Genomic DNA, 18,317 nt, shown 5'->3' on the forward strand with positions numbered 1-18,317 from the left:
ATCGGCGGGCGGCACAAGTCGTGTCGCCCCGGCAAACCGTCGTCGTAAGACGAGGTCGGCGGGAGATCGACGCTGGCGATCGAAACGTGACGACGTCATCGGATCACCCGCTGGTTTTGTCGCTTGCTCGGAAGGGAGTTGCGTTCAGCCCCGTTCGAGCTTGAGGGTGATCCGCTCGATCACGTCGGACACGCCGAGAAGATGCTGCACGAGGCGCTGGTCGTTCTCCTCCTGGCGGACCTCGACGTCGGCTTCGCTCGAACCTGCCTCGGCCAACTGTCGCTCGAGCGCGGCGATGCGGCCCCGGGCCTCGTCGAGTTCGTCGGTCGCCATGATCGCCGCCATCACGGTGAGGCGCAGGTCGCCGATCTCGCCGAACGACCCGCGCAGTTCCGTCACCCGCCCATCGACCTCGGCGGCCAGCCCTTCGAGATGCGCCTCCTCGCCCTCGGCGCAGGCCATTCGGTAGGTCTTGCCATCGATGGTGACGACGATCTGGGGCATGGGAAATCCTTCTGAAGCCGCGCCGTCGCGCCGAGTGTCGAGAACCCTGACTGAGCGTCACGAACGCTGGCGGGCCAGCACGTCGCGGATCTGCTCCATCGCCGTGACGAGGCGCCGCGACACCTCGCGGTTCGCCGCCTCCAGCCGCTGCGCCCGCGTCAACGCGGTGTCGAGTTCGGCGGCGAGCTTGGAGCGGTCCGCCGTCATGCGCTGCACCTCCTCTTCGGCCGCCAGCACGATGTGGTCGCGAGAGAGGCGTGCGTCGACCGCGCCCTCCAGCCGTTCGAGCACGTGCTGCAGCCGGAGAGTGGCGTCGTGCAGCGGGGTTCCGGCGCCCATCAACGGCCTCCTCGTTCGATTCGCGGCCGGAGGCGGATACGGCGAACCGCGCGGCAAGCATCCGTTCCGCTTTAACCGCATCGCGCGGGCGTGAAAAGCACTCCCTCCCGTATCAACTCGCGGGAGAGCAGCGAGCGGGGCCGTCCGGCTCGCGCTCGCGCCGGCTGCGGCGCTTTTCCGAGCCGGCCGCAGCGGAAAAGCGGCACTGGCCCCTTTCCCCGCCGCGTGAACGCTTTATGAAGCGCAGGAACGGAACCACCGGTCGCCGCACCGGTGGTCCACCCCGAGCTTGCCGCGCCCGGCCACCGGCCGTCGCGGCTGCGGACGGCCCATTCCGGATCCGTCCTTCCAGGAGAAGAAGACCATGGCAGTTCGCGTCGCCATCAACGGATTCGGCCGCATCGGCCGCAACGTTCTCCGCGCCATCGTCGAGTCGGGCCGCACCGACATCGAGGTCGTCGGCATCAACGATCTCGGCCCCGTCGAGACCAACGCCCATCTCATCCGCTTCGATTCGGTGCACGGGCGCTTTCCCGGCACGGTGACCGTCGCGGGCGACACGATCGACGTCGGCCGCGGCCCGATCCACGTCTCGGCCGAGCGCGACCCGAAGAACCTGCCGTGGGCCAAGCTGAACGTCGACGTCGCGCTGGAGTGCACGGGCATCTTCACCGACCCGGCGAAAGCCTCGGCCCATCTGGAGGCCGGCGCCAAGAAGGTCGTGATCTCCGGCCCGCTGACCAACGCGGTAGACCAGAAGACGATCGTCTACGGCGTCAACCACGACACGCTGAAGGCCGGCGACCGGATCGTCTCCAACGCCTCCTGCACCACCAACTGCCTCGCCCCCGTTGCCAAGATCCTGAACGAAGCCATCGGCATCGAAACCGGCTTCATGACCACGATCCACTCCTACACGGGCGACCAGCCGACGCTCGACACGATGCACAAGGATCTTTACCGGGCTCGCGCCGCGGCGCTGTCGATGATCCCGACCTCGACGGGCGCGGCCAAGGCGATCGGCCTCGTGCTGCCCGAGTTGAAGGGCAGGCTCGACGGATCCTCGATCCGCGTGCCCACCCCCAACGTCTCGGTGGTGGACTTCAAGTTCGTCGCCAAGCGCGCGACCAGCGTCGAGGAGATCCAGGGCCTCATCCGCGCCGCCGCCGACGGCCCGCTGAAGGGCATCCTCGGCTACACCGACGCGCCGAACGTCTCCCACGACTTCAACCACGACCCGCATTCCTCGGTCTTCGCCATGGACCAGACCAAGGTCATGGACGGCACGTTCGTTCGCATCCTCTCCTGGTACGACAACGAGTGGGGCTTCTCGAACCGCATGTCGGACACCGCCATCGCCCTCCACCAGGTCGGCTGACGGCCATGCTCTTCCGGCCCCTCGCCGCGCGCAACGTCCGCTGGGCGCCGCTCGCCGGCGAGGGGCTGGAGCATCTGCACCTGACGGCGACGATGGGCGGCATCGCCGCGCGCTCCGTCGTCGTCGGCGAGCGAAGCGGGGTGCCCTACGGCGTCACCTACGACATCCGCTGCGACGGAGACTGGCGCGTGACGCAGTTCCACGTCGAAGCCGTGCATGGCGACCGGCTGGCGATGCGAAGCCCGGCGCCCGGCCTGTGGCTGGCCGACGACGGAACCGAGCGCGCCGATCTCGCCGGCTGTATCGACCTCGATCTTGCCGGCACGCCGTTCACCAACACGCTGCCGATCCGTCGGCTTGGCGCAGCCCTGAGCGAACCCACCGAGCTTCGCATGCTCTACGTGCCGTTCGACACGTTCGAGGCCTTTCCCGACGCGCAGCGCTACCGTGCGATCGAACCCGGCCGGCGCTACCGCTACGAGGCGGTGGACGGCACCTTCGCGGCCGACCTGCCGCTCGACGAGGACGGTCTCGTTCTCGACTATCCCACCCTCTTCCTCCGCCTCTAGCCGCCTTCCCGAAGCGCGCGGCCCGCACCGATGGAGCCTTCGATGACCCCCTTCAAGACGCTCGACATGGCCGATCTCGCGGGCAAGCGCGTGCTGGTGCGCGTCGATCTCAACGTGCCGATGAAGGACGGCGCCGTCACCGATGCGACGCGCATCGAGCGCGTCCTCCCCACCATCCGGGCCGTGACGAGCAAGGGCGGCAAGGCCATCCTCCTTGCCCATTTCGGCCGCCCGAAGGGCAAGGTCGACAAGGCGCAGTCGCTGGAGCCGATCGCCGCGGTGCTGGCCGAGAAGCTCGGCCAGCCCGTGGGCTTCGCCGACGACTGCATCGGCCCGGTGGCCGAGGGCGTCGTCGCCAACATGGCGGCCGGCGACGTTCTGTTGCTGGAGAACACCCGCTTCCACGCGGGCGAAGAGGCCAACGACGAGACCTTCGTCGCCGCCCTCGCCTCGCTCGGCGACGTCTACGTCAACGACGCCTTCTCGGCCGCGCATCGCGCCCACGCCTCCACGGAAGGGCTCGCCCACCACCTGCCCTCCTATGCCGGTCTCACCATGCAGGCCGAGCTGGAAGCGCTGGAAAAGGGCCTCGGCGCGCCTGAGAAGCCCGTCATCGCGATCGTCGGAGGCGCCAAGGTCTCGACCAAGATCGACCTCCTGCAGAACCTCGTGAAAAAGGTCGACTGCCTCGTGATCGGCGGCGGCATGGCCAACACCTTCCTCGCCGCGCAAGGCAAGGACGTCGGCAAGTCGCTCTGCGAGCACGACCTCGCCGATCTCGCCCGCACCATCCTCGCGAACGCGGCCGAGGCCGGCTGCACCATCCTCCTGCCGACCGACGCGGTGGTGGCGCGCGAGTTCAAGGCCAACGCTGCGAGCGAGACCGTCCCGGTGGACGCCGTGCCGGCGGACGCGATGATCCTCGACGTCGGCGCCGACAGCGTCGCCGCCGTCACAGCCTGGATCGACAAGGCGAGGACCCTCGTCTGGAACGGCCCGCTCGGCGCCTTCGAGATCCCGCCCTTCGACGTCGCCACCATGAGTGCCGCCCGCCACGCCGCCGAGCGCACCAAGGCGGGCCGACTGGTCTCGGTCGCCGGCGGCGGCGACACCGTGGCCGCCCTCAACACGGCCGGGGTCGCCGACGAGTTCACCTATGTCTCGACGGCGGGCGGCGCCTTCCTCGAATGGATGGAAGGCAAGCCGCTGCCGGGCGTCGACGCGCTGAAGGCCTGACGCGCCGGTTGTCGGCGCCCTCGATGCGCGACACGCTCCTCTCCTGGCTTCTCCTGCCGGTCTATGTCTGGTAGGGGATCGCCCTTCGCCGCCACGTCGAACGGATGATCCCGCCGGCCGGCCCCGCGCATGGCTCGGTCGGCCTCGCCCTCGTGCAAGGCTCGTTGGCGACGGACGAGGCCGGCGACCTCCCCCAGATCCGGCTTCTCGTCCTCGGCGACAGCTCGGCGGCGGGCGTCGGCGTCGAGCGGATCGAGGACGGGCTCGCCTGCCGGCTGGCCGAACGGCTGCACGACCTCACCGGTCGCCCCGTGCTCTGGCGCGCGGCAGGCTTCAACTCCGCAGCCTCGGCGGATCTGCGCGATCATGTCGTGCCAAACCTCGCGCGCGAACCCTACACGCACGTCCTGCTGACCACCGGCACCAACGACGTGAAGAACTTCCACGGCGCGCGCCGGTTCAAGCGCGAGTTCGGCGGCCTTCTCTACGCGCTGCGCGCCCGCTGGCCGGAGGCGCGCATCGTCTGGTCGCCGCCGGTGGACATGCTGCGCGTGCCCGCGCTGGCGCCTGGGCTGGCGAAGGTGCTGCACCACCGCGAGCAGGTCCTCGGCCGTCTCGGCCGGCGCCTGTGCCTGGAGCGCGGCGTCGTGCCCGCCACCACCCTGCCGCGCGTCGAGCCCGCCGGCTTCGCCCGCGACGGCTTCCACGCCTCGGCGGACGGCGCGGCCTACGCGGCGGGGCATCTGGCGGGCACCGTGCTGGGCACGGGCGACGGCGTGCCGGCTTACCCGCCCTCGATCCGCTGAACCGCGCGACCCATGCCGTGATTTCGGAGCCTCCGATCGCGGCCGGGCAGGCGACGCGCCGCAGCTGAGGCGGCAAGGATCGGCCCTTGGGCGCGCCGGGGACCGCTCGGCTTCAGTCCCCTTCGTCCTCGTAGCCCACGAGATGCAGCGGGCGGGCGCGGACGCCCTGCAGCGCGCACCAGCGCACCAGCGCCTCCTCGCGCCCGTGCGTCACCCACACTTCCCTTGGCGCGATCTCGGCGATGGTCTCGACCAGCTCGTCCCAGTCGCAATGGTCGGAGAGGATGAGCGGCAGTTCGACGCCGCGCTGGCGGGCGCGCTGGCGCACGCGCATCCAGCCCGACGCGAAGCACGAGACGGGATCGGGAAAGCGGCGCGCCCACTTGTCGGCGAAGGCCGAGGGCGGGCCGACGACGATCGCCCCTGCGAAATCGGCCTTGCGCGCGCCGTCGTCGGCCTTCGAGGCGGCGATCGTGGCGGGCCGGAGGTCGCCGAGCGCGATGCCCTCGCTCTCATAGAAGTCGCAGAGCTTCTTCAAGGCGCCGTGGATGTAGATCGGGCGATCGTAGCCTTCCTCGCGCAGCATGCGGATCACCCGCTGCGCCTTGCCGAGCGCATAGGCGCCGACGAGATGGGCGCGCTCGGGAAACTGGCGCGTGGACTGGATAAGCTTTCTCATCTCGGCCCGCGATTCCGGATGGCGGAACACCGGCAGCGCGAAGGTCGCCTCGGTGATGAAGACGTCGCAGGGCACCGGCTCGAAGGGCTCGGCCGTCGGGTCCTCGCGCCGCTTGTAGTCGCCCGACGCCACGATCCGCATGCCGCCCCATTCGACCAGGATCTGCGCCGAGCCGAGCACGTGGCCGGCCGGATGGAACGACACGGCGACGCCGTTAATCACCGTGCGCTCGCCCCATTCGGCGGTCTGGCGCGTCGCCGCGAAGTCCTCGCCGTAGCGCAGCGCCATAATCGCGAGGGTGCGGCGCGTCGCCATCACCGCCTCGTTGCCAGGGCGGGCGTGATCGGCATGGCCGTGCGTCACCAGCGCGCGCGCCACCGGCTTCACGGGATCGATGTAGAAATCGCCGGGCGGGCAGTAGAGGCCCTTCGGCGTCGGTCGCAGCAGGTCTTCGAAACGGGCCATGACGAAGCAGATAGGCGCGGCTTCGCCGGGAGGAAGCGTCCGGCACCGCGCGGTATGCCCGCGAGGGAGAAAGCCCTTGCGCAGCGGCCGTTCCCGCCCGCATAAGCGCCCCATCCCACCCCGGATGGCCCCTCCCGGATGCCCCGCGCTTGACCACCCCGTCCCACCGCTCCGGCGATCCGCTCGCCGACCGCCGCGCCGACTATGCCGAAGCCTATGCCAAGGCCGGCGACGCGGCGGCGGCCGCCGATCTCATGCGCCAGGCGCTGGACCTCGCGCCGGACTGGCCGCTCGGGCGCATGCGTCTGGCGAGCTTCCTCGAAGAATCCGGTGCGGCAGGGGACGCCGCGCGTGTCTACGAAGCGGTGGCGGCGGCCGACCCCGCCGACCCCTACGGCGCCGGGCTGAAGCTCGCCGCACTCGGGCAGGCCCCCGCGCCCGCCGCCCCGCCGCCGCGTTTCGTCGCCGGCCTCTTCGACCAGTATGCCGCGAGCTTCGAGACGCAGCTGGTGGAGCGCCTCGGCTACCGCGTGCCCGAGACCCTGTTCGCGGCGCTGATGGAGGCCGCGGGCGCAGGCGCCCGCTTCGCCCGGGCGCTCGATCTCGGCTGCGGCACAGGCCTGATGGGCCAGCGCCTGCGCCCCGTATCGGACCGGCTCGACGGGATCGACCTGTCCGCGGGCATGCTGGAGAAGGCGCGCGCGAAGGGCATCTACGACGCGCTCACCGAGGGCGACGTCTTGGAGGCGCGCTCCGGCGACGGCTCGCTCTACGATTGCATCGCCGCCGCCGACGTCCTCACCTATCTCGGCGATCTCGCGCCGGTCTTTGCGCGTGTCGCTTCGCTGCTCGCGCCCGGCGGCCTCTTCGCCTTCTCCGTGGAAGCCGACGACGGTGCGAACGGCTTCGCGCTCAAGCCCTCGCTGCGCTACGCCCACGCGCCGGCCGAGCTTGCCGGGATGCTGCGGGAGGCCGGTTTCGAGTTGCAGCTCGACCGCCGCACCGAGCTGCGGCGCGATCGCGGCGAGCCGGTGCCGGGGGCGCTGATGGTGGCCCGCCGGGAGGGGTGACCCGCCCCGTTCCCCGCGATTGCGCTTTGGCGCGAGCGGGCTATTCTCTTCGCACCTGCGAACAAGAAAGGGCCGGCCCCATGTCGAGCGCCGAAGCGGAACCCTCCGCCGAGATCGAGACATTGCGCGAGGCCGAGACGCTGCGCCGTGCCCATCGCTTCGGCAACTGGTCGGCCACCGCCACGCGTCATTCGCCGGTGGAGGACGCGCTCGGCATTCTCGCGGGCGTGACGCTGACGGCGGTCGGCATCGCCGTGCTCGGCCATCTCGGCTTTCTCACCGGCGGCATGGCGGGCCTCGCCTTCGTGGTGCACTACCTCACCGGCTGGAACTTCGGCCTCGTGTTCTTCGTGCTGAACCTGCCCTTCTACGGGCTGGCGATCGGCCGCATGGGCCGCTCCTTCACGGTCAAGACCGCCTTCGCGGTGGGCCTCCTCTCGCTCATGACGGCGTTTTCCGGCGACGTGCTGCGCTTTGCCGGCATTCAGCCGCTGGTCGGCGCCGGCCTCGGTGGGCTGATGATCGGCTTCGGCCTGCTGGCGCTCTTCCGCCACCGCTCCTCGGCGGGCGGCGTCGGCATTCTCGCGGTCTACCTGCAGGACCGCTTCGGCTGGCGCGCCGGGCTGACGCAGATGGCCGTCGATCTTCTCGTGCTCGTCACCGCCTTCGCGGCGGTGCCGCCGCTCGCCGTGTTCTATTCGGTGATCGGCGCGGTGGTGCTGAACCTCTTTCTGGCGATCAACCACCGCACCGACCGCTATCTCGCGGTCTGACGCCTTGGCGCGCCGCCCCTGAGTCTTACCTCAACGGGTGTGACCGTCCTCGCCCCGCCCCCCGCTGACATGCCCCCCGGCTTCGCCCTGCCGGAGCCGTTCCTGCGCTGGTTCGCGGCCAAAGGCTGGGCGCCGCGCCCGCACCAGCTCGACCTTCTCTCGCGTGCCGAGAACGGCGCCTCGGTGCTGCTGATCGCGCCCACCGGCGCCGGCAAGACGCTGGCGGGCTTCCTGCCCTCGCTGGTCGATCTCACGCGCCGGCCGAAGCGCCGGCCGGGCACCCGGCCGCCCGGCATCCACACGCTCTACATCTCGCCGCTGAAGGCGCTCGCCACCGACATCCAGCGCAACCTCACCGGCCCCGTCGAGGAGATGGCGCTGCGCGTCACCATGGAGGCCCGCACCGGCGACACCTCGCAGTCGCGCCGCCAGCGCCAGAAGCTGACGCCGCCCGACATCCTCCTGACGACACCCGAGCAGCTGGCGCTCCTCATCTCCGGGGCCGACGCGGAAGGCTTCTTCTCGGACCTGCGCTACGTCATCTTCGACGAGCTGCACTCGCTCATCACCTCCAAGCGCGGCCATCTCCTGGCGCTCGGCCTCGCGCGGCTGCGCAAGCTGCGTCCCGACCTGCAGACGGTGGGGCTCTCGGCCACGGTCTCCGACCCCGACGAGCTGCGCGAGTGGCTGGTAGCGCAGACGCCCGAACGCAGCGATCCTGACACGGGCGAGGTCTTTCCCGCCGAGCGCCCGCTGGCCGACCTCATCACGGTGGAGGGCGGCGCCAAGCCGGAGATCACCATCCTGAAGTCGCGCGAGCGCGTGCCTTGGCAGGGTCACACCTCGCGCTACGCGATGCCCGAGGTCTACGAGGCCATCAAGGCGCACAAGACGACGCTGCTCTTCGTCAACACGCGCTCCCAGGCCGAGAACCTCTTCCAGGCGCTCTGGCGGATCAACGAGGAGACGCTGCCGATCGCCCTGCATCACGGCTCGCTCGACGTGTCGCAACGCCGCCGCGTTGAGGCGGCGATGGCGGCCAACGAGTTGCGCGCAGTGGTGGCGACCTCGACGCTCGATCTCGGCATCGACTGGGGCGACGTCGACCTCGTGGTGCATGTCGGCGCGCCGAAGGGCGCCTCGCGCTTGGCCCAGCGCATCGGGCGCTCCAACCACCGGATGGACGAGCCCTCGAAGGCCATCCTCGTGCCCGCCAACCGTTTCGAGGTGATGGAGTGTCAGGCGGCGCTCGACGCCAACTACCTTGGCGACCAAGACTCGCCGCCGATGCGCGAGGGCTGCCTTGACGTGCTCGCCCAGCACGTGCTCGGCATGGCCTGCGCCGAGCCCTTCCGCTCCGACGACCTCTTCGCCGAGGTGACGAGCGCCGCGCCCTACGCGAGCCTCGACCGCGCGACCTTCGAAGCTGTGGTGGATTTCGTGGCGACCGGGGGCTACTCGCTGCGCGTCTACGAGCGCTACGCCAAGATCCGCCTGACGGAGGACGGCACGTGGCGGGTGACGCATCCCTCGGTGATCCAGAACTACCGGATGAACGCCGGCACGATCATCGAGTCGGAATCGTTGCTCGTGCGGCTGGTGCGCGCCAAGACCAAGTCGGCGATGGCGCGCGGCGGCCCGGTGCTCGGCAAGATCGAGGAGAACTTCCTTGAGACGCTAGCCGTCGGCGACACGTTCCTCTTCTCCGGCCAGGTGCTGAAGTTCGAGGGCATCCACGAGATGGAATGCCTGGTGACGAAGACACAGAGCGAGGAGGCGAAGGTTCCCTATTACGGCGGCCAGAAGTTCCCGCTTACCACCTTTCTCGCCGAGAAGGTGCGCGAGATGCTGGGCGACCCCGCCAAATGGGGCTCGCTGCCACCGCAGGTCGGCGAATGGCTGGCGATTCAGAGCCGCAAGTCTGTGATCCCCGGCCCGAACGACCTCCTCATCGAGACCTTTCCGAACGGCAACCGCTTCTTCATGGTGGCCTATCCGTTCGAGGGCCGGCTCGCGCACCAGACGCTCGGCATGCTGCTGACGCGGCGGCTGGAGCGCCTGCGCGCCAAGCCGCTCGGCTTCGTCGCCACCGACTACGCGCTCTCGATCTGGGGCCGGGCCGACATGGGCGCGATGATCGCCGACGGGCGGCTGAAGCTCGACGAGCTGTTCGACGAAGACATGCTCGGCGACGATCTCGAAGCCTGGATGGCGGACTCGTGGCTCCTGAAGCGCACCTTCCGGCAATGCGCCATCATCGCCGGCCTCGTGTTGCGCCACCAGCCCGGCAGCGAGAAGACGGGCCGGCAGATGACGGTGTCGTCGGATCTCGTCTACGACGTGTTGCGCGCCCACGAGCCCGACCACATCCTGCTGCGCGCCACCTGGGCGGACGCCGCCACCGGTCTCCTCGACGTGCGCCGCGTCTCCGACCTCCTCGCCCGCATCAAGCACCACATCCTCCACCGCGACCTCGAAGAGATCTCGCCGCTCGCCGTGCCCATCATGCTGGAAGCCGGCCGCGAGCGCGTCGAGGGCGAGGCCCGCGACGAGCTGCTGGAAGAGGCGATGGAGCAGGAAATGGTCATCAAGGCGCTGGGGGAGATGACGGATTTCCGGTCGAACTATCTGTAGTGGGCGCGGCAGCGCGGATTGCGACGAGCGGTTCCGCGGGGAGAGGCGATCGTCCGCAGGCGCAGATCGCCTCTCGCGAACGACGTATCGGCAGCGAGGGGCGAGCCCGAGCTGGACGCCGAGCTTTCCTGAGCCGCTACCGCGTGAGCGCCAAGGGTTTCGAGATGGAACTCACGATCTGTCGGACCGCGCGATCGATGTCGGCCGGGCTGGAGGCATCGTAGTAGTCGCTCTTGGCACTGACGCAAGCGGCCATGTTGCCATCGATAAAGCTGTGGAGCCAATTCGTAATCGCCGTGAATTTGTCATTCACGTCACCTGCCGGTACGATGTACTTCGTGTTGAGCGCAATCAACCTGACCCCTTTGTTTTTGAGGGGTTGACACATTTTTGGATCGAAGGACTGAATTCGCCCACCCCAGTCACCGGCCGTTGGTTCAAAATATTTGAATCTCGGATCCCAAGTAATTCCGTCTCGGTCCGGATACTCCATTTGCGTATCCTCGGTACCATCGGTCATGATGACCACGATAGATTTCGTACTCATCTGCGTCAGCCCGTCGCCCGGTACGCCGACGAGGTCGTTGAGCGCCTCGAAGGCGACATGAGCGTTCGTCCCTCCCTCTCGGGTCGACGTCTCGATACCGGCGATCGCTCTCGTGGCGGCAGTCCGGTCTCCCGTCGGACTCAGCAACGTGGCGAAGGACGAATGAAACGTATGGACTGCCACCCGGTAGCGTTTGTTCTCATTGTCCAAAAGGCTGGTTGCGAGTTCCTTGACGGCGTCCCGCACGACGTCGATCCGCATCCGTGCGCCGTTGTCGTGCGCCATCTCGTAGGTGCTCAGCGTCGGATATCGGGGATCGTTGCTCTTGAACTCGGACTGAAGGATGTGACAGCCGAAAGCGCAGTTGTTGAGTTCGATTCGCGAAGTCCCGTTGCCAAAGCGCCGAACCTTCATTTTCCGGATGATGTCCTGATCGATCTCCGTCGCGCCGATGCCCATGGACTGCGAGACGTCCACGAGGACGTGCACGTCGACATAGGGTGGCAGCGTCATCGACGCTCCCGACGCGCCTGCAACTTGAAATTCCTCCCTCCCGAAGAGCCTTGCGAACACGGTCGGGACGTTGGCTGCGTATTGGGTTTCAGAGCTGATCGTACCGCCGGAGACCGTTATCTTGACGGTCGCAACCTTCAGGGCGGAATCCATGATGCGGCCGGACTGGGCCGCGAGATAAGCCTTCCCCTCCTGCTCGCCCGATGCGATGGCCTCAGCCTGGCTGCGACTACCTTCGTTGATGACGTCGACTGTTCGCCGGACGGCGGCCAGAGCGGCGCTGTCGATGGCAAGCTCAAGGCGCCGCTTCACCAGAACCGACTTCGCGTAATCCGTCGCCAGGCCCGTGAACCCGAGGAGCGGGACGAGCACCAGGCAGAAGATGATGGCGACGCTGCCCCTCTGATCACGACCGAACGTCGCTCTGGGTTTCGATCTCATGGGACGACCCCCGGGCAAATCGTGAAATTCGGATTGGGGGCGCCGATCGCTGAAAGTGCGATATTTGTGGCGTTGCGCGGCAGGAACCAACTCGACTCGACCATCGTGGTGGTCAGCGCGCGCGCCATGCCATCGAGGAAGGAAGCCGTACCTGTCAGATAGGGTTCGTAGGGAAGCGAGGCGCGAACGTGCAGCACGCTGCCCGGCCCGTAGAGCTCGTCCGGTATCACGTCGGACGTCGGCCTGATGGCTCCGCCGCGATAGATCTTCCCGCAGGTGATCGGCGCCTGGCCGACGCTCCAGGAGACGTTGCCATCGTATTGGCAGTCGGTCTGGCAGGATGGGATGCGCTTGGTGAAAGCGATGCTGGTGATGGTGAGCGAGAGGACGTCGCTCCAGCGGGACGCCTTCCGCCGCACGGCGACGCGCTGCGCTTCCGCGGCGATGAGGGGTGCCGCGCTCCAGATGCGCTGGACGTCGGCCACCTTCGCCGCAGCCGGAAGCTGCGAAGCCATCTGTCCGACCATGCTGACGACCTGCACGACCTGGTTGTTGGTCTGGATGTACTTGCTGACCTCGAAGGTTCCCAGAAGCAGGATCAGCAGAACCGGGAGAATCATGGCGAACTCGATCGCGACCGAGCCATCACGCTCGTCGGCAAAGCCCAGGAAGCGCCGGTTGAGCCGCATCACTCGCACGGCCCCGTTCGCCGTGCTTCGACGGGTTCGATGCGCCACGTGGCGAAGGATTGCAGCATGGTTACGCGCTGGCCGCCGTACAGCGTGAACATGCCAGCCGGCAGGAACGCGCCCAGGACCGGGGCCTGGGGATAGGAGACGCGCAGGAACATATACTCGCCTGCGGCGCCAATACAGAACGTCGTTCCCGAACTCGAGCCGATCGGCGTCTTTGCCCAGGTTTCGCTGTCGAAATTGGCGTTCGAAGCCGACAGAATACCGGTGTCCACGATGACGCGCGAGCAGTCCAGGGAGGAGCCCATGGCAGGACAGAGGCGGTTGTTCCGGAACTTCTGGACCGTGTCATCCTGGGCACGCTGGGAGATGCCGAGTTGGATGGTCCGCGAGGCGGCGACGGTCGCATCGTCCAGCCGGTGCTGTAGGAAGAGAAGGTAGCCAACCTCGAAATGCCCGAGGAGCAGCATGAAGAACGTCGAGCCGAGGATGGCGAATTCGACGGCCGCGGTTCCGGCCGTGTTCCTGGCGAATACGGACGTCTTCGACAGCACTTTCGGACCCTTCATCTATCGTGGTGGATTACACCTGCCAGTAGATTAGCGGGGATGGATTAAGACAAGTCTAACAGTTGGTAAGTAATCCTTCCCACATCCGACAAGACATAGAGAACTCGGGTGACGACGACTGGCGAAGACGACGACTGGCGAAGCAGTTGCGCCAGAGGGGAAAGCGGTAACCGTTCCAAGACCCTGCATCCTCAGACGGGGAGTTCCACCCTTATCGACGGCCAGGAGAGGTGGAGGCCGCCCGTGCGAAGCTCGAGCCCGCATAGGCGCCCCCCTCAATGCCCCGCGGGCATTTCCAGAGCGTCCGCGCGGTTCTGGATCGTCAGCTTGTCGACGATCGTCTGCGAGGCGGCGTTGAGGCCGATCGCCTCCGTCTCGACGCCGGCCTTGCGGAAGCGCAGCACCACCTTGTCGAGGGCGCCGACGCCGGTGAGATCCCAGATGTGGGCGCGCGAGACGTCGATCACGACGCGGGCGAGCGGCTCCTTCACGTCGAAGGCTTCGACGAACTGGCCGGCCGAGGCGAAGAAGACCTGCCCCTCCACCACGTAGGTCCGCTCGCGACCGTCCATCGAGCGCGTGGAGGAGACCGCGAAGATCTGGGCGATCTTGGAGGCGAAGAACAGGCCGGAGAGGAGGACGCCGGCGAAGACGCCGAGCGCCAGATTGTGGGTCCAGACGACGATGATCACGGTCGCGAGCATCACCAGCGAGGAGCGACGGGGATGGGTGACGAGGCTCTTCAGCGAGCCCCAGTCGAACGTGCCGATCGAGACCATGATCATGATCGCGACGAGCGCCGGCATCGGGATCACCGCCACCCAGTCGCCGAGCACCACGATCATGAAGAGCAGCGCGACGCCGGCGAGGAAGCACGACAGGCGACCGCGTCCCCCTGAGCGGATGTTGATGCCGGACTGGCCGATCATCGCGCAGCCCGCCATGCCGCCGAAGAAGCCGGTGACGAAATTGGCGATGCCCTGCCCCACGCATTCCCGGTTCTTGTCGGATGGCGTGTCGGTGAGATCGTCGACAACCTGCGCGGTCATCAGCGATTCCAGGAGGCCCACCATCGCGATGCCGATCGAGTAGGGCGCGATGATGCGCAGCGTCTCGAGCGTGAAGGGCACGTCGGGCACGAAGAAGCTCGGGAAGCTCGACGGCAGCTGGCCCATGTCGCCGACCGTGCGCACGTCGATGCCGAAGAGGAGCGCGGCCGCGGTGATCACGACGATCGCCACGAGCGGCGAGGGAATGGCCTTCGTCAGACGCGGAAAGAGATAGATGATGGCGAGCGCGGCCGCGACCAGCACGTAGGTCATGCCGGGAACGCCGATGAGTTCGGGCATCTGCGCCAGGAAGATGAGGATCGCCAGCGCGTTGACGAAGCCGGTCATCACCGAGCGCGAGACGAAGCGCATGAGGTCGCCGAGCCGGGCGAAGCCCGCGATCGCCTGGATGATTCCCGCCAGCACCGTGGCGGCGAAGAGATATGGCAGGCCGTGGTCGCGCACGAGCGTGACCATGAGAACGGCAGTGGCGGCGGTGGCCGCCGAAATCATGCCGGGGCGCCCGCCGAAGATCGAGATCAGCACCGCGATCGAGAAAGAGGCGTAAAGCCCGACCTGCGGATCGACGCCCGCGATGATCGAGAAGGCGATGGCCTCGGGAATGAGGGCGAGCGCCACGACGAGCCCGGAGAGGAGATCTCCCCGGACGTTGCCGAACCAGTCGGCTTTCCAGTTTTGGGTCGAGAACATGGGAACAACGAAAATCTGGACGACGTCCCGCGGGAGCGCATGGATGGCCCGGCGTGGCGGCAATGTCTGAACGTCGTCTGGATGAGCCGAGGGATAGGCGCCCGGCATAGCCACCCGGGAATGACGTCGCCCAGGTCCTTCTGCCAGGGCTTCATGCTGGAAAACCGCGCCGAGATCAACTCCTTCGTGATCGCACGGCCTTGGGCCGCCCGCCGCGATGCCGCAGGGCCTTGCGATCCCCGCGGATTTGGATTCTGAAAAGGGCGAGACGAACGGGCAGGACCGACAGACGCATGAACATGATCCAGCGGCGGCTTCGGCACGGTGAACAGGCGGGGATCGAAACCGAGCTGAACGGCGGGCTGCTGGTCTGCGACCCCTCCGGCGTCGTCTTCGCGCCGGACGAGAGCCTCGTGATCGTCTCCGATCTGCATCTGGAGAAGGGCGCGGCCTTCGCGCGGCGCGGCATGATGCTGCCGCCCTACGACACCGCCGCGACGCTGGCGCTGCTCGACGCGGCGCTCGCTCGCTACGGGCCGCGGCGCGTCGTCTGCCTCGGCGACAGCTTCCACGACCGGCACGGCGCGGCGCTGATGCCCGCCCCCTACCGCGAGACGCTGGCGGCGCTGATGGCGGGGCGGGACTGGACCTGGATCTCCGGCAACCACGACCCGGAACCGCCGGCCGGTCTCGGCGGCACCACCACCGAGGAACTTGGCCTCGGCCCCTGGCACCTGCGTCACGAGCCGACGCCGGGCGGGCGAGCCGGCGAGATCGCCGGGCATCTGCATCCGGTGGCGAAGGTGTCGGGGAACGGGCGCTCGGTGCGCGGCGCCTGTTTCGCCACCGACGGCGCGCGCATGGTGATGCCGAGCTTCGGCGTCACCACGGGCGGGCTCAACGTTCTCGACCGCGCCTTCGACGGGCTCTTTCAGGTCGAGCGCGCACGCGCCTACGTGATCGGCGTCTCGCGCATCTACCCGATCGCCTTCGCCTCGCTCACGGCGCGCTGAGCGCGTCGTCTTAGAAGGCGACGGGCTGGGACGTCGCGAAGGCGACCGCGACGAGGCAGGCGACCACCACGACGGTGAGCACGATGCGCAGCTGCGCGAACCACGGCGTCTCGATGCGGCCCTCGCGGATCGCCGTCACGTCCCACACGCCCTGCACGCAGAAGGCGACGGCGAAGCCGACGAAGTTCCAGGGCTGCGGCAGCTGGACGATGACCCAGGCGGCGATCGAGGGGATCACGGAGAGCGCGATCGTGGTCGGGCTCTTGCGGCCGGTCTCGTTCAGCGCCGCGCCCCAGCGGATGCCGCCGAGGAACGACAGGATCACCGCGGCATAGGCCGAGACGGCGAACCACACGTAAGAGGGATCGGCAACCTCAGAATAGGTCGCGATCAGGTATGTGCCGACGATGAAGGGGATGAGGCCACCCAGCCCCAGAATCCAGGCGGCGCGGACGAGCTGGTCGGCGCGCGAGCGAAGGGGCGCGTCGTGAAGAGGGGTGGTCATGCGTTCAGTCCCGCTTGAAGATGATCCGGCCGAACCAGCCGGTGAAGATGGCGACCGCGACCGCGAGCATGCCGTAGAGGACGCCGTTGCGCGCCGCGAAGACCGAGATCTGGTTCTCGAGGCCGGTTTTCACGACCCAGAGATCCTCGCTGCGCTCGCGCACGAACGTGCCCTCGCGAAACAGGATCGCCCGCGCCACGTGCCGCCCCACCGGCATGTCGGGCGGCAGCACGAGATTGGCCCGGAACAGCGTCGACGACACGAACTCGATCGCGCCGACGGCTTCGGTGTAGAGCCCGCTGCCGATCTTGAGCCGTCGCAGCGCATCGGCATAGTCGGTGCCCTGCCCTGCGCGAGCCTGACCTGCGCTCGCCCTCTCGAAGCCGAGATCGTCCAGCCCGAGCGAGAGCTGGCGCAGCGTCACCGACGGTGCGATGTCGCGCACCGGCCGGGTGCTGGCGAGCGAGTAGGACAGCGGCACGCCTTGGAAGCGCTCCGAGCCGCGATTGACCCAGAGCCCGAAGAAGCGCCGCTTCTCGCGCACCACGAGGTCGCGCTTGGGGCCCTCCAGCACCACCACGATGTCGTAGCGCCCCTGGCGCAGAATGCGCTGGTCGGCATTGTCGAGGGCGCCGAAGACCACGAGCCGCGCACCGCCGAAGCCCGCGCCCACCGAGATCGTCTCGGTGGAGAGGCCGATCTCGAACGTCTCGACGCTCGGCGGGGTGGCGCTGCCGTCGGCGTCCGCGGTCGCCGGGGCGGCGACGGGTGGCGCCGGCTGCTGCGCGGCGGCCGGGCCGACCAGGAGGGCGGCAAGGAGGGCCAGACGACGCGCCGCCTTCACACGCTCTCTCCGCTCGGCAGCGTGATGGAGAAGATCTCGCCGGGCGCCACCACAAGTTCGACGAAGAGGCGCACCGCGACGGCCAGCACCAGCAGCGCCAGCAGCGCGCGCAGCTGCTCGCCGCGCAGCTTGCGCCCGGCATCGGCGCCGAACTGCGCGCCGACGACGCCGCCGAGCATCAGGAGGAAGGCCAGCACCACGTCGATCGTGCCGTTGGTGGCGGCCTGCAGCACCGTGGTGGTGGCCGCCGTGAACATGATCTGCACGAGCGAGGTGCCGATGACGACGCTGGTCGGCACCCGCAGGAGATAGATCATCGCCGGCACCATGATGAAGCCGCCGCCGACGCCCATCACCGAGCCGAGGATGCCGATGGCGAAGCCGAGGCCGAGCACGGGAATGGCGGAGACGTAGAGCTTGGAGCGCTGGAAGCGCATCTTCAGCGGCAGCCGATGCACCCAGCTGTGCTGGCCCGAGCGCCGCACCTCGCCCGAGCCGCCGCCGCGCACCCTTCGCATGGCGCGCAGGCTCTCGCTCAGCATCAGGGCGCCGACGGTGCCGAGCATCACGACGTAGAGGATGGAGACGGCCAGATCGAGCTGACCGACGCGCCGCAGCAGCGTGTAGAACCAGACGCCGAGCGCCGAGCCGACGATGCCGCCCGCGATCAGCATGGCGGCGAGCTTGAGATCGACCGTGCCGCGCTTGTAGTGCGCGAGCGCGCCGGAGAAGGAGGCGGCGATCACCTGATTGGCGCCGGTCGCCACGGCCACCGCCGGCGGGATGTTGTAGAAGATCAGCAGCGGCGTGATGAGGAAGCCGCCGCCCACGCCGAACATGCCCGACAGGAAGCCGACCGCGGCGCCCATGCCCACGATGATGAAGATGTTCACCGAGATCTCGGCGATCGGCAGATAGAGCGTCACGGGCGGCGGCCCCGCAGGCGAGGAAGGAGGCCCGCCGGGCGCTTCGGCGGACGA

Annotated in this window: 18 protein-coding genes and 1 other annotated feature; of the genes, 8 read left to right on the forward strand and 10 right to left on the reverse strand. The window is 68.4% G+C overall.

Going from position 1 to position 18,317, the window contains the following annotated elements:
* Positions 1 to 144 precede the first annotated feature (144 nt).
* Both GGR04_RS15565 and GGR04_RS15570 read right to left on the reverse strand, forming a co-directional pair.
* On the reverse strand, positions 145 to 504 hold the full coding sequence (locus GGR04_RS15565) for a cell division protein ZapA (protein ID WP_183200845.1): 360 nt from the start codon (positions 502 to 504) through the stop codon (positions 145 to 147).
* 57 nt (positions 505 to 561) lie between these two features.
* The gene (locus tag GGR04_RS15570; RefSeq protein WP_183200846.1) at positions 562 to 843 is read right to left on the reverse strand and encodes a DUF4164 domain-containing protein; all 282 of its coding nucleotides are present in this window, start codon (positions 841 to 843) and stop codon (positions 562 to 564) included.
* Positions 844 to 1,207: 364 nt separating this feature from the next.
* Between GGR04_RS15570 and gap the strand changes: the two genes are divergently transcribed.
* The 4 genes from gap (at position 1,208) to GGR04_RS15590 (ending at position 4,832) form a co-directional block, all read left to right on the forward strand.
* Positions 1,208 to 2,221, forward strand: coding sequence for a type I glyceraldehyde-3-phosphate dehydrogenase (gap, locus tag GGR04_RS15575; protein ID WP_183200847.1), 1,014 nt, complete (start codon positions 1,208 to 1,210; stop codon positions 2,219 to 2,221).
* A gap of 5 nt (positions 2,222 to 2,226) precedes the next feature.
* Positions 2,227 to 2,790, forward strand: coding sequence for a putative glycolipid-binding domain-containing protein (locus GGR04_RS15580; protein ID WP_183200848.1), 564 nt, complete (start codon positions 2,227 to 2,229; stop codon positions 2,788 to 2,790).
* 42 nt (positions 2,791 to 2,832) lie between these two features.
* A complete protein-coding gene (locus GGR04_RS15585; RefSeq protein ID WP_183200849.1) occupies positions 2,833 to 4,026 on the forward strand; it encodes a phosphoglycerate kinase in 1,194 nt (397 codons plus the stop codon).
* 104 nt (positions 4,027 to 4,130) lie between these two features.
* Positions 4,131 to 4,832, forward strand: a complete 702-nt coding sequence (locus GGR04_RS15590; RefSeq protein ID WP_312857470.1) for an SGNH/GDSL hydrolase family protein — start codon at positions 4,131 to 4,133, stop codon at positions 4,830 to 4,832.
* Between the two features lie 112 nt (positions 4,833 to 4,944).
* On the opposite strand, the gene GGR04_RS15595 is transcribed toward GGR04_RS15590, so the two are convergent.
* A complete protein-coding gene (locus tag GGR04_RS15595) occupies positions 4,945 to 5,976 on the reverse strand; it encodes a ligase-associated DNA damage response exonuclease (RefSeq protein WP_183200850.1) in 1,032 nt (343 codons plus the stop codon).
* A 149-nt stretch (positions 5,977 to 6,125) separates the two neighbouring features.
* Between GGR04_RS15595 and GGR04_RS15600 the strand changes: the two genes are divergently transcribed.
* The 3 genes from GGR04_RS15600 (at position 6,126) to GGR04_RS15610 (ending at position 10,453) form a co-directional block, all read left to right on the forward strand.
* Positions 6,126 to 7,046, forward strand: coding sequence for a class I SAM-dependent DNA methyltransferase (locus tag GGR04_RS15600; RefSeq protein ID WP_246393200.1), 921 nt, complete (start codon positions 6,126 to 6,128; stop codon positions 7,044 to 7,046).
* A gap of 80 nt (positions 7,047 to 7,126) precedes the next feature.
* A complete protein-coding gene (locus GGR04_RS15605; RefSeq protein ID WP_183200851.1) occupies positions 7,127 to 7,819 on the forward strand; it encodes a YitT family protein in 693 nt (230 codons plus the stop codon).
* 69 nt (positions 7,820 to 7,888) lie between these two features.
* A complete protein-coding gene (locus tag GGR04_RS15610; protein WP_183200852.1) occupies positions 7,889 to 10,453 on the forward strand; it encodes a ligase-associated DNA damage response DEXH box helicase in 2,565 nt (854 codons plus the stop codon).
* 136 nt (positions 10,454 to 10,589) lie between these two features.
* Here GGR04_RS15610 and GGR04_RS15615 read toward each other — a convergent pair whose 3' ends face one another.
* From GGR04_RS15615 to GGR04_RS15630, 4 genes are all read right to left on the reverse strand, one after another.
* Entirely contained in the window at positions 10,590 to 11,954 is a 1,365-nt protein-coding gene (locus GGR04_RS15615) for a TadE/TadG family protein (RefSeq protein ID WP_183200853.1), read from the reverse strand.
* On the reverse strand, positions 11,951 to 12,643 hold the full coding sequence (locus tag GGR04_RS15620; protein ID WP_246393220.1) for a TadE/TadG family type IV pilus assembly protein: 693 nt from the start codon (positions 12,641 to 12,643) through the stop codon (positions 11,951 to 11,953). The genes GGR04_RS15615 and GGR04_RS15620 overlap by 4 nt, the downstream gene beginning before the upstream one ends.
* Complete coding sequence (locus GGR04_RS15625; RefSeq protein ID WP_183200855.1) at positions 12,643 to 13,200, reverse strand: TadE/TadG family type IV pilus assembly protein; 558 nt, start codon at positions 13,198 to 13,200, stop codon at positions 12,643 to 12,645. The genes GGR04_RS15620 and GGR04_RS15625 overlap by 1 nt, the downstream gene beginning before the upstream one ends.
* A gap of 290 nt (positions 13,201 to 13,490) precedes the next feature.
* Entirely contained in the window at positions 13,491 to 14,975 is a 1,485-nt protein-coding gene (locus GGR04_RS15630) for a SulP family inorganic anion transporter (RefSeq protein ID WP_183200856.1), read from the reverse strand.
* Positions 14,976 to 15,055: 80 nt separating this feature from the next.
* Positions 15,056 to 15,116: a sequence feature (sul1 is cis-regulatory element that is thought to sense ions involved in sulfur or methionine metabolism; They are found in Alphaproteobacteria), on the reverse strand.
* A 152-nt stretch (positions 15,117 to 15,268) separates the two neighbouring features.
* Here GGR04_RS15630 and pdeM point away from each other — a divergent pair.
* Positions 15,269 to 15,988, forward strand: a complete 720-nt coding sequence (pdeM, locus tag GGR04_RS15635) for a ligase-associated DNA damage response endonuclease PdeM (RefSeq protein ID WP_183200857.1) — start codon at positions 15,269 to 15,271, stop codon at positions 15,986 to 15,988.
* A 10-nt stretch (positions 15,989 to 15,998) separates the two neighbouring features.
* Here the strand turns inward: pdeM and GGR04_RS15640 are convergent, their stop codons facing one another.
* The 3 genes from GGR04_RS15640 to GGR04_RS15650 are packed head-to-tail and all read right to left on the reverse strand — an operon-like array spanning position 15,999 to position 18,263.
* Entirely contained in the window at positions 15,999 to 16,493 is a 495-nt protein-coding gene (locus GGR04_RS15640) for a DUF3429 domain-containing protein (RefSeq protein WP_183200858.1), read from the reverse strand.
* A gap of 4 nt (positions 16,494 to 16,497) precedes the next feature.
* The gene (locus tag GGR04_RS15645) at positions 16,498 to 17,337 is read right to left on the reverse strand and encodes a TIGR02186 family protein (RefSeq protein ID WP_183200859.1); all 840 of its coding nucleotides are present in this window, start codon (positions 17,335 to 17,337) and stop codon (positions 16,498 to 16,500) included.
* Positions 17,334 to 18,263 (reverse strand): sulfite exporter TauE/SafE family protein, encoded by a 930-nt coding sequence (locus tag GGR04_RS15650; protein WP_183200860.1) that lies wholly within the window; start codon positions 18,261 to 18,263, stop codon positions 17,334 to 17,336. The genes GGR04_RS15645 and GGR04_RS15650 overlap by 4 nt, the downstream gene beginning before the upstream one ends.
* Positions 18,264 to 18,317: the final 54 nt, after the last annotated feature.

It is taken from the genome of Aureimonas pseudogalii, assembly GCF_014196835.1.
GTDB classification, from domain to species: domain Bacteria; phylum Pseudomonadota; class Alphaproteobacteria; order Rhizobiales; family Rhizobiaceae; genus Aureimonas; species Aureimonas pseudogalii.